Origin of the sequence: Vogesella oryzagri (assembly GCF_040148885.1) — a bacterium.
Taxonomy (GTDB): domain Bacteria; phylum Pseudomonadota; class Gammaproteobacteria; order Burkholderiales; family Chromobacteriaceae; genus Vogesella; species Vogesella oryzagri.
Map to the genome: position 1 here is coordinate 23,871 of NZ_JBEFLD010000007.1, position 10,697 is coordinate 34,567.

Consider the following 10,697-nt stretch of genomic DNA (forward strand, 5'->3'; position numbering starts at 1 on the left):
GGTTCTCGTCTGTTGCCTGCGTGCCGTCAGCGTGCCCACGAAAGCGGGTTGATCGGTCTGCCCAGGTAGCGTAATTCAAAATAAAGGCCGGTTTCGCCGCTTTCCATGCTGCCGGAGGTGCCCAGCACGTCGCCGCCGCGGATCGGTGCGCCATTGCCGCGCACCATGGTGCCAAAACCGGTGTATACGGTGAGATAGCCGCCGCCGTGATCGACAATCATCGCATTGCCGAAGCCGCGCAGCCAATCGGCATAGACCACGGTGCCGTCGGCCACCGCGCGCACCGGTGTACCCGGCGCGGTGCGGATGTAGATGCCTTTCCAGCTGTTGCCTTCGCCGCGGCGGGCGCCGAAGCGGCCGGCGATATCGCCGGACACCGGCAGCTTGAGCCTGCCTTGCAGGCTACGGAACGCCTTGCCGGCGGCGCTGCCATCCACCACTTCATCCACGGATTCGACTGGAGGCAGCGATTTCGGTTCCGGCGGCGGTGCCTTGCCTTGTTTCTTCGCTTCGGCCACCTGCTGGCGGCGTTTCTCTGCGGCCAACCTGTTGGCTTCTTCGCGTGCCTTCTTGCGTTCTGCCGCCTTGCGCATGGCGTCCTGGCGTCGGCGCTCGATGTCGGCGTTGATGCGGGCAATCAGGTTGGACAGCTGTTTTTCGTCTTCTTTCAGCTGCAGCAGCTTGTTCTGCTGCGCCTTGATGCTGGCGTCCAGCTGGGTGGCCTGGGCCAGGTGCTGGTTCTTGGCTGCCTGCAGCTGGCGCTTCTCGCGTACCTTGTCGGCGGACAGTCGTCCCAGCCGCACCAGCTCGTCTTCCAGCCGCTCGGCCACGGCGGCGAGCTGGATTTCCTGCTCGTGCAGCTTCTCGATCAGATGCTGTTGCGCGCGGGAGATATGGGTGTAGTAGGTCAGGTCGCGGCCGGCCTGGTTGGGGTCGGCCTGATTGAACATTAGCGCCATGGCGTCGTGCTGGCCGCGCTTGTAGCTGCCCTGCAGCAGCTTGCCCACCCGCTGGCGCGTTTCCGCCACCTTGAAGCGGATGGCCTGCAGCTCTTGCTGGTATTGCTCCAGCTGGTTGCTGGAGCTGCCTTTTTTCTGCTCCAGTGCCGACAGCGCCTGATGTGTCTCTTGCAGCGCCTCTTCCGATTCGGCTATCGCACTAGCCGCCTGCTGGCGCACCACTTCCTTCTTGGCGATGTCCTGCTGCAAGGTGGTGATTTCCTTGCGCACAGCCTGCAGATCCCGCTGCGGGGCAGCGGGATCCGGCTGGGGCTTGCCGGTGGCGGCGGCAACGTTGGCCGCGGCCGCCAGCAAGCTGAGCAACAACAGTTTGTTCACTGGAACTCGATCAGCGATTGGCCGGTCATCTCGGCCGGTTGGTCCAGGCCCATCATTGCCAGCAGGCTGGGGGCGATGTCGCGCAGCGCGCCGCCCGCTTTGATGCTGGCGTTGCGGCCAACGTACAGGAACGGCACTTTTTCCAGCGTGTGCTGGGTATGCGCCTGATGATGCAGCGCATCGTGCATCTGTTCGCAGTTGCCGTGGTCGGCGGTGATCAGCACCTCGCCGCCGTTGGCCAGCATGGCATCCACGCAGCGCTGCACGCAGCCATCCAGCGTTTCCACCGCCTTGATCGCCGCTTCAAAGATGCCGGTATGGCCGACCATGTCGCAGTTGGCGTAGTTGCAGATGATGGCGGCGTACTGCTGGCTGTTGATGGCGGCCACGATCTTGTCGGTGACTTCCGGCGCGCTCATTTCCGGCTGCAGATCGTAGGTGGCCACTTTCGGCGAGGCCACCAGGATGCGGTCTTCGCCCGGGTACACCTGCTCTTCGCCACCGTTGAAGAAGTAGGTGACGTGCGGGTATTTCTCGGTCTCGGCGATGCGCAGCTGCTTCAGTCCCTTGGCGGCCAGGTATTCGCCCAGGCCGTTACTGATCTTCTGCGGCGCGTAGGCCACCGGGTTGTGGTACGCCTCGCCATAGCTGGTCAGAGTCACATACTGGGCGAACTTGGGCTGGCGGGCCTGGAAGCCATCGAACGCCGGGTCGGTCAGCGCGGAGGTGAGCTGGCGGGCGCGGTCGGCACGGAAGTTCATGAACACCACCACGTCGCCATCCTGCATGCGCTGCGGCTCGCCGATCACGGTGGCTTTGACGAATTCGTCGTTTTCGCCGCGTTCATAGGCGGCGGCCAGCGCGGCTTCCGGCGTGGCGGCACTGAACTCGCCGACGCCTTCCACCAGCGCGTTGTAGGCGGTAACCACCCGTTCCCAGCGCTTGTCGCGGTCCATCGCCCAGTAGCGACCGCAGACGGTGGCCACGCGGGCATGCGGGCAGTCGGCCAGCACCTCGGCCAGGCGCGCGAGATAGGTCTCGGCGCTGCGCGGCGGGGTGTCGCGACCATCGAGGAAGGCGTGGATGGCGATGCGGCCAACCCCGGCGGCTTCCGCGGCGCGGATCAGGGCGAAGATATGGTTTTCATGGCTGTGCACGCCGCCATCGGACATCAGGCCCATGATGTGCAGGGTGCTGCCCTGGGTCTTGGTGGTGGCGATGGCGCCGGCCAGTACCGGGTTCTGCGCGAAGCTGCCGTTCTCGATGTCGCAATCGATGCGGCTGATGTCCTGCTGCACCACACGGCCGGCGCCGATGTTGAGGTGGCCGACTTCGGAGTTGCCGAACTGGCCGGACGGCAGGCCGACGAAACCTTCGGAGGCGTCGATCACGCCATAGGCGTAGCGGGATTTCAGGGCGTCGATATGGGGGGTGTTGGCGGCCAGGATGGCGTTGTCGTCGCCTTCCAGGCGATGGCCGAAACCGTCAAGAATCAGCAGAAGAACCGGCTTTACCGTACTCATGTCTTTTCCGTGCATGCAATGTCGTGGGTGGGGGCAGCGAACAGGTGCTGGCTGGCCCCGCAGAGGCGCAAGAACGGAATAGTACAGGCTGCGCCGTCGGGGGGCGAGTGCCATGCCGGCACCCAAGGCTGTCGCAGCGATGGTATTGGATCGCGGCGTGGCTGTCAGGTGCGGCGGGGCGGGGTGTTGGTAGCCCGCCCGTTACGCGCGGCTAGCGGTCTTGCTTGCGGCGGATGTACAGCGTCTTGTGCACCCGCGCTACCACCTCGCCGTGGCGGTCGGTGATGTCCACGCAAAGCTCCGGCAGGTGTTTGCTGCCATCGGCGGTGGCGGCGCGCGCCTGCTCCAGCCAGTCCGCATCCAGCTGGAAGTGCGCGGTAACGGTGCCGCGCCCCGGCTTGATGTAATCGATGCTGCCGGCCTTGTCCCACACGATGTAATCCTTGCCCAGGTTTTTCAGCGTCATCAGCATGAAAAACGGGTCGGTCATCGAATACAGGCTGCCGCCGTAGTGCACGCCGACGTAGTTGCGATTGGTCAGCCCCAGCCGCAGGCGTACTTCCACCTGCCGCCAGTCCGGGCTGATGCGGCCAACCCGGATGCCGGCACCCAGAAACGGTGGCCACAGGTTGAAGATGGTTTTGGCGAGACGATGGTGCATGGCGATGGCGTGAAACGATTGTTTGAATAACTGCATCGTCGGGAAAACCTCCCGCCACGTCAAGCCCTTGCCGCGCTCAGACCACGCTGCTGGCGGCCAGCACACCGCCCAGGGTGGCGAGTATCGCGCCGATCACGCGATTGAGCTGCTGCTGTCGTTGCAACAGCCGCGCGCGCAGGCTGGCACTGGACAGGCACAGCGCCACCAGGGCAAACCACAGCAGGTGGGCCGCCGACATGAACAGCCCGTAAGCCGCCTGCTGCCACAGCGGCGTGCTGGCGCTGACCAGCTGGCTGAAGGTGCTGACCACGAACAGCGTGGTCTTGGGGTTGAGCGCATTGCACAGCAGACCGCTGCGCAGCGCCTGCCAGCGGCTGCGGCTGGACAGGTTGGCCGCAGCGGTTGGTTGCGCCGGCAGCGGCGGGCTGCGGAACGTCTGGATGCCGATGTAGACCAGATACGCTGCGCCCAGCCACTTCAGCAGGTTCAGCCACAGCGGCGAGGCCGCCAGCAGCAGGCCGACGCCCAGCAGGGTGTACAGCACATGCAGCAACACCCCCAGCGCGATGCCCAGCGCCGCCAGCAGGCCGTCGCGGCGGCCGTGCAGCAGGCTGTAGCGGGTAATCATGGCAAAATCCGCCCCCGGGCTGATGACGGCAAGAATGGTGATGGTGGCGACGGCCAGCAGTTCCAGCATGGTGTTCTCTCCCAATCGGGTAATCGATGATTGCTGCTCACGCATTACCGGCTGCCTCGCGGCAGGGGCTTGCGGCTGGCAGCTATTTTCTGCATTGTCGCCGGTAAGGAAAAACGATGATTGCGAACGCCGATGCGTGAAGAAAACTCACTGATATTGCGCGATCTGCCCAGCCTGAACTGCCTGCGGGTGTTCGAGGCGGCGGCGCGCTGGCAAAGCTTTGTTCGTGCGGCGGACGAGTTGTGCGTCACCCACGGCGCGGTGAGCCGGCAGGTGCGCCAGCTGGAGCTGCAACTGGGGGTGGCGCTGTTTGAGCGGCGCAACCGCGCGGTGTTCTTGACGCAGGCGGGGCAGCAGCTGCTATCCGGCTGCAGCGAAGCGCTGGCCACTCTGGCCACCACGCTGGCTGCCGTCCGGGCACAGCCAGCGGTGCGGCCGCTGGTGTTGTCCTGCGAACCGACGCTGGCCATGCGCTGGCTGATTCCACGCCTGCCGCGCTGGCAGCAGCGGGCGCCGGAGCTGCCGCTGCACTTGTTGGCCGCCGGCGGGGCGGTGGATTTTGTGCGTACCGGGGTGGATGCCGCCTTGCGGCGCAACGATTTTGCCTGGGGCAGCGACTGCCACGCCGAAGCGGTGGCGCCGGAGCTGATGGCGGCGGTGTGCGCCGTGGGGGCGAGCCCGGAGCAGGGCGCGTTGTTGCACAGTCTGAGCCGTCCGCAGGCCTGGCCGCGCTGGCAGGCCTTGGGCAAGCCCTTGCCGCCATGCCCGGCGCAGCAGCGCTTCGAACACTTTTATCTCAGCCTGCAGGCGGCCCAGGCCGGCGTGGGCTATGCCCAGGCATCGCTGTACATGGTGGTGGACGAATTGCGCGCTGGCCGGCTGGCGGCGCCGTATGGCGCGCTGGCCGATGGTTCGCACTACGTGCTGCTCTGCGCCAGCGGCCGCCAGCAGGAGCCGGCGCTGCAGCGCCTGCTGGCCTGGTTGCGCGAGGAGATGCAGCTCAGCCGCGAACAACTGCAGGGCGTGGCCGGGCTGGAGCTGCCTGCGAGTTGAGCGGCGGTTGCGGCCAACGTTCAGAACGGTAGCTGGCTCTGGGTGCCGTGTTCCAGTTCCACCCGCGCCCGTGCGCTGCCGTCGGCCAGTTGCAGGCGGATGGCCTCGCCCTCGTGCAGTTCGGCGGGGGAGTGGATCACCTTGCCGGCCTCGTTCTGCACGATGGCGTAGCCGCGCGCCAGCACCGCTTCCGGGTTCATCGCCAGCAGGGTCGCTTCCAGCCTGCCCAGCGCCAGCTGCTGCTGTGTCAGCTGGCGATGCACCGCGCCTTGCAGCTGCTGCTGGCGTTGCTGCAGTGCCTGCTGCAGCCGTGGCAGCGCCGGTTTGCCCTGTGCCAGCTTGTAGCGCAGCGCATCCAGCCGCCATTGCCGCTGCCGCAGCATGTCCTGCAGCCGCTGTTGCAGTTGCTGCCGGTACTGCGTCAACCGGGTCTGCTGCCGTTGCAGCCGCTCGCCCGGGTGCTGCAGGCGGCGGCCGAGGTAATCCAGTTGCTGCGTCTTGTCGGTCAGCAGCCGCGACAGCGCGCGTTCCAGCTGGCGGCGGGTGAGGTCCAGCCCCTGCTGCAGCGCCTCGCGGCTGGGCGACACCATCTCCGCTGCCGCGGTGGGGGTGGGCGCGCGGCGGTCGGCGACGAAATCGGCAATGGTGAAGTCGGTTTCATGGCCGACGCCGCTGAGCAGTGGCAGCTTGCTGGCGGCAATGGCGCGTGCCACCGCCTCGTCGTTGAACGCCCACAGGTCTTCGATGCTGCCGCCGCCGCGACAGACGATCAGCACATCGACCTCGGCGCGCAGGTTGGCCGCATTGATGGCGGCCACGATCTGTGCCGGGGCAGTACTGCCCTGCACCTGGGTGGGGTAGAGAATCAGCTCGATGGCCGGCATGCGCCGGCGCAGGGTGGTGACCACGTCGCGCAGCGCGGCGGCGGCAGGCGAGGTGATGATGCCGACCCGGCGCGGGTTGGCCGGTAGCGTTTTTTTACGTTGATTGTCGAACAATCCTTCGGCTTCGAGTTTGGCCTTCAGTCGGGCAAACGCCTCGTACAGCCGACCCAGCCCGGCGGCACGCAGGGTGTCGACGTTGATCTGGTAGTCGCCGCGCGCCTCGTACAGCGTCACGGTGCCGCGCAGCTCTACCTGCATGCCCTCGCTGAGGCGAAAATCCAGCTGCGACAACTTGTTACGGAACATCACGCAGCGGATCTGCGCATTGCTGTCCTTCAGCGAAAAGTAGCCATGGCCGGAAGCGGCCAGGGTGAGATTGGAAATCTCGCCGCCGATCCACATCGGTGGCAGGCCGGATTCCAGCAGGTCGCGCGCCATGCGGTTAAGGGTGGCGACCGAGATGACATCGTTTTGGTTGGCGGGGAAAAACATGCTTGTCAAGTCATCCACAGCTGGTTGTGAGCAGGAAAGGGCGGCGATTGCATATCATGTATGTCATGCGACACGGGCATAAATAAAATCAAAAACCTTTTAAAACAATGATTTAGGCGCGTGGTGCATTTTGTGGGCAGGGCAGCGGCAGGCTTGTTGCTGCTGGTTTTTTGGCCATTGCCGGCAGTTCATCCACAGAGTTGTCCACAGCTTTTGTGGATGAAAGGCAAAAGCCCTGCAAAAATCGATACTTAGCCCGGGAACTTAAATAGCATTCAAGAAGCATGATGCAGCACCCATGCGTGTTGCGCCAATGCAGCCTACCCGATAAAGTTTAGCGCTTGCCCAATGAAGGGAGAATCCCCATCGTGTTGTCTATCATCGAGGCCGCCGGCTGGCCGATCTGGACCATTATCCTCGCCTCTGTCATCTCCCTCACCATAACCCTGGAACGCTTCTACAGTCTGCGTGCGCCGCTGGTGGTGCCCAAGGGCCTGCTGGCGCAGACGCTGCAGGAATTCCGCCGTACCGGCGCCTCGCGCGATGTCATCGTGGAACTGCAGCGCCATTCGCCGCTGGGCCGGCTGTTTGCTGCCGGCCTGCGCCAGGTCGGCAGTTCGCGCGAGGTGATGAAGGAAGCGATCGAAGACGAAGGCCGTATCGTGGTGCACCAGCTGGGCCGCTATCTCACCACGCTGGGTACCATCGCCGCCATGTCGCCGCTGCTGGGGCTGTTGGGTACCGTTATCGGCATGATCGAGATCTTCGGCTCGCAATCGCCGGCCGGTACCGACCCGCGCGTGCTGGCGCATGGTATCTCGGTGGCGCTGTACAACACCGCCATGGGCCTGGTGGTGGCCATTCCCAGTATGATGTTCTACCGCCATTTCCGTGCCCGGGTGGATGATTTCCTGGTGGACATGGAAGCACAGGCGGTACGGCTGGTGGAAGCGATTCACGGCGACCGCCGCGGAGACTGAGCATGAACTTTCGCCGCCACGGCCAACGTGAAGAGCCGGAAATCAACTTCATTCCGCTGATCGACCTGCTGCTGGTGATCCTGATCTTCCTGATGGTCACCACCACTTACTCGCATTTTTCCGAGCTGCAAGTGAATCTGCCGCAGGCCGAAGGCAAGGCGGACGAGCAGAAGAACAGCCCACTGCGGGTGGAGGTGAGTCGGCAGGGCGAGTACCGGGTCAATGGTCAGCCGCCGGCGGCCGCCACGGTGGCTGCGCTGACCGAGCTGCTGAAAACACAGGCCAGCGGCAAGACGCAGCCGGTGGTGATCATCAATGCCGATGCCCAGGCCACCCACCAGGCGGTGGTGACGGTGATGGAGGCAGCACGCTACGCCGGTCTGGCGCAGCTGACCTTTGCCACCCAGATGGGGCCCAAGTGAATCGGCTGGAACGACACTGGTACCAGCCACGCTGGTGGATGACAGCCCTTCTGGCCCTGCCCGAAGGGCTGTTTGCACTGTTGGCCGCGGTGCGCCGCCGGCTGTTCCGCTACGGTATCAAGCGCAGCCGTGCGTTGTCGGTGCCGGTGGTGGTGATCGGCAATATCAATGTCGGTGGCGTCGGCAAGACGCCGCTGACCCTGTCGCTGCTGCAGGCCTTTGCCGCGCGCGGGGTGACGGTAGGGGTGATCAGCCGCGGTTATGGCGGCAGCCACCGTCAGCCCACCGAGGTTGGCCGCGACACGCCGGCCAGCCTGGTGGGGGACGAGCCGCTGCTGCTGGCCGCCACTGGTGCCCCGGTGGTGGTGGGGCGCGACCGGGTGGCGGCGGGCGAATGGCTGCTGGCGCATCATCCGGAAGTCGAATTGCTGCTCAGCGACGATGGGCTGCAACATTACGCCTTGCGGCGCACGCTGGAGATCGTGGTGATCGATGGCGAGCGCGGGCTGGGCAACGGCCACCTGCTGCCGGCCGGGCCGCTGCGCGAGCCGGCATCGCGGCTGCTCAGCGTGGATGCCATCGTGGTCAATGGCGACAACCGCGCCGGCATCGACTGGCCGCCGCAGGTACCGCTGTTCGGTCAACGTCTGCTGCCGGGCGCCTTCCAGCATCTGGCCGGCACCCAGCCGCCGCGGCAGGCAGCCGATTTTGCCGGCCTGAAAGTGGTGGCGCTGGCCGGTATCGGCAACCCGCAGCGCTTCTTCGATACCTTGCGTGGTCTGGGGCTGGTGTTGCAGCGCACGATAGCGTTGCCGGACCACCACGACTTTGTAGCGGCGGACATTCCGGACGATGCCGATGCCGTGATCGTGACCAGCAAGGACGCGGTGAAGTTGCAGTGCGTCAATCATGCTAGACTATGGTTCCTGCCGGTAACGGCACAGCTGCAGCCTGATTTGGCCGGCTGGATTTTGTCCCGATTGAAAGAACTCCATGGACGCTAAATTTCTCGAGATTCTGGTTTGCCCACTGTGCAAGGGTCCGCTGCTGCTGGACAAGGCAAAGCAGGAACTGATCTGCAAGGGTGACCGCCTGGCCTACCCGATTCGCGACGGCATCCCGATGATGCTGGAAAGCGAAGCCCGCGAACTGGCGCCCGAGGAAGAGGTGCAATGACCGGCTTTCTGGTGGTGATTCCGGCACGGCTGTCTTCCAGCCGGCTGCCGGAAAAACCGCTGGCCGACATCGGCGGCAAGCCGATGGTAGTGCGCGTGGCCGAGCGTGCCCGCTTGTCTGCGGCCAACCGCGTGGTGGTGGCGACCGATCACCCGCGCATTGTGGCCGCGTGCGAGCAGTACGGGGTGGAGGTGGTGCTGACCCGTGCCGACCATCCCAGCGGTACCGACCGCCTGGCCGAGGTGGCCAGCCTGCTGGCGCTGCCGGACGACGCCGTGGTGGTGAACGTGCAGGGCGACGAACCGCTGATCGAGCCGGCGCTGATCGACCGCCTGGCCGCGCTGCTGGGCGAGAGCAGCGCGCCGATGGCAACGCTGGCCCACGATATCCATAGCGCCGCTGACATGTTCAACCCGAACGTGGTCAAGGTGGTGCTGAATAAACACGGGCACGCGCTGTACTTCAGCCGTGCACCGATCCCCTTTGCGCGCGATGCCTTTGCTACCAGCAAGGAATCGTTGCCGGCCGGTTTGCCGGTATATCGCCACATCGGCATGTACGCCTACCGCGCCAGCCTGCTGCACACCTACAGCCAGCTGGCACCCGCCCCACTGGAGCAGTTCGAGGCGCTGGAACAATTGCGCATGCTGTGGCATGGCCATGCCATTGCCGTGGAATGCGTGGCCGAAGCGCCCGCTGCCGGCGTGGATACCCCGGAAGACCTGGAACGGGTACGCGCCGTGGTGGCAGAAACCACCCGATAACACAACAAGTACTGATGGGAGTAAACGATGAAGCTGATTCTGTTGGGCGCTCCGGGCGCTGGTAAAGGCACCCAGGCCAACTACATCAAGGAAAAATTCGGCATTCCGCAGATTTCCACCGGCGACATGCTGCGTGCGGCGGTAAAAGCCGGCACCCCGCTGGGGGTGGAAGCCAAGCAGATCATGGATGCCGGCGGCCTGGTGCGTGACGACATCATCATCGGTCTGGTGAAAGAGCGTATCGCCGAAGCCGATTGCGCCAACGGCTTCCTGTTCGACGGCTTCCCGCGCACCATTCCGCAGGCGGAAGCGATGAAGCAAGCCGGCGTGGACATCGACTACGTGGTGGAAATCGACGTACCGGACGCCACCATCATCGACCGTATGTCCGGCCGCCGCGTGCATGTGGCTTCCGGTCGCACCTACCACGTGAAATACAATCCGCCGAAGGTGGAAGGGGTGGACGACATCACTGGCGAAGCCCTGGTGCAGCGTGACGACGACAAGGCGGAAACCGTGAAAAAACGCCTGGACGTATACCATGAGCAGACCGAAGTGCTGGTCGGCTTCTACTCGCAGATGGCGGCTTCCGGTGACAGCAAGGCACCGCAATACGTCAAGGTAAACGGTGTGCAGGCGGTGGAAACCGTGCGCGACGAGGTGTTTGCCGCCTTGGGCGCCTGATGCGCTGATGGCCGGTAACAAAAA

Annotated in this window: 12 protein-coding genes; 7 read left to right on the forward strand and 5 right to left on the reverse strand. The window is 64.8% G+C overall.

Features of this window, described 5'->3' with window-relative positions; genetic code table 11:
* Window positions 1-26 precede the first annotated feature (26 nt).
* The 4 genes from ABNW52_RS13590 to ABNW52_RS13605 all read right to left on the reverse strand — a co-directional run bounded on the left by ABNW52_RS13590 (window position 27) and on the right by ABNW52_RS13605 (window position 4,218).
* On the reverse strand, window positions 27-1,337 hold the full coding sequence (locus tag ABNW52_RS13590) for a murein hydrolase activator EnvC family protein (RefSeq protein WP_349588802.1): 1,311 nt from the start codon (window positions 1,335-1,337) through the stop codon (window positions 27-29).
* A complete protein-coding gene (gpmI, locus tag ABNW52_RS13595; protein ID WP_349588804.1) occupies window positions 1,334-2,860 on the reverse strand; it encodes a 2,3-bisphosphoglycerate-independent phosphoglycerate mutase in 1,527 nt (508 codons plus the stop codon). Before gpmI ends, ABNW52_RS13590 begins: the two co-directional genes overlap by 4 nt.
* A 211-nt stretch (window positions 2,861-3,071) precedes the next feature.
* Window positions 3,072-3,557: a DUF4442 domain-containing protein gene (locus ABNW52_RS13600; RefSeq protein WP_349588806.1), complete on the reverse strand. Its 486-nt coding sequence runs from the start codon at window positions 3,555-3,557 to the stop codon at window positions 3,072-3,074.
* Window positions 3,558-3,597: 40 nt separating this feature from the next.
* Entirely contained in the window at window positions 3,598-4,218 is a 621-nt protein-coding gene (locus ABNW52_RS13605) for a LysE family translocator (protein WP_349588808.1), read from the reverse strand.
* A gap of 132 nt (window positions 4,219-4,350) precedes the next feature.
* On the opposite strand from ABNW52_RS13605, the gene ABNW52_RS13610 reads away from it, so the two are divergent.
* Window positions 4,351-5,271: a LysR substrate-binding domain-containing protein gene (locus tag ABNW52_RS13610; protein ID WP_349588810.1), complete on the forward strand. Its 921-nt coding sequence runs from the start codon at window positions 4,351-4,353 to the stop codon at window positions 5,269-5,271.
* Between the two features lie 20 nt (window positions 5,272-5,291).
* Here ABNW52_RS13610 and xseA read toward each other — a convergent pair whose 3' ends face one another.
* The gene (gene xseA / locus ABNW52_RS13615) at window positions 5,292-6,647 is read right to left on the reverse strand and encodes an exodeoxyribonuclease VII large subunit (RefSeq protein ID WP_349588811.1); all 1,356 of its coding nucleotides are present in this window, start codon (window positions 6,645-6,647) and stop codon (window positions 5,292-5,294) included.
* A gap of 368 nt (window positions 6,648-7,015) precedes the next feature.
* On the opposite strand from xseA, the gene ABNW52_RS13620 reads away from it, so the two are divergent.
* Genes ABNW52_RS13620 through adk form a run of 6 tightly spaced genes read left to right on the forward strand, consistent with a single transcriptional unit; the run spans window position 7,016 to window position 10,673 of the window.
* Window positions 7,016-7,627, forward strand: coding sequence for a MotA/TolQ/ExbB proton channel family protein (locus tag ABNW52_RS13620; RefSeq protein ID WP_349588813.1), 612 nt, complete (start codon window positions 7,016-7,018; stop codon window positions 7,625-7,627).
* 2 nt (window positions 7,628-7,629) lie between these two features.
* Complete coding sequence (locus ABNW52_RS13625) at window positions 7,630-8,049, forward strand: ExbD/TolR family protein (RefSeq protein ID WP_349588815.1); 420 nt, start codon at window positions 7,630-7,632, stop codon at window positions 8,047-8,049.
* A gap of 38 nt (window positions 8,050-8,087) precedes the next feature.
* Window positions 8,088-9,053 carry a tetraacyldisaccharide 4'-kinase gene (gene lpxK, locus ABNW52_RS13630; protein WP_349588817.1) on the forward strand — a complete coding sequence of 322 codons (966 nt, stop codon included), beginning with the start codon at window positions 8,088-8,090 and terminating at the stop codon, window positions 9,051-9,053.
* Window positions 9,043-9,225 carry a Trm112 family protein gene (locus ABNW52_RS13635; RefSeq protein WP_349588819.1) on the forward strand — a complete coding sequence of 61 codons (183 nt, stop codon included), beginning with the start codon at window positions 9,043-9,045 and terminating at the stop codon, window positions 9,223-9,225. Before lpxK ends, ABNW52_RS13635 begins: the two co-directional genes overlap by 11 nt.
* A complete protein-coding gene (gene kdsB / locus ABNW52_RS13640; protein ID WP_349588821.1) occupies window positions 9,222-9,989 on the forward strand; it encodes a 3-deoxy-manno-octulosonate cytidylyltransferase in 768 nt (255 codons plus the stop codon). Before ABNW52_RS13635 ends, kdsB begins: the two co-directional genes overlap by 4 nt.
* Window positions 9,990-10,016: 27 nt before the next feature.
* Window positions 10,017-10,673 (forward strand): adenylate kinase, encoded by a 657-nt coding sequence (adk, locus tag ABNW52_RS13645; RefSeq protein WP_349588823.1) that lies wholly within the window; start codon window positions 10,017-10,019, stop codon window positions 10,671-10,673.
* Window positions 10,674-10,697 lie beyond the last annotated feature (24 nt).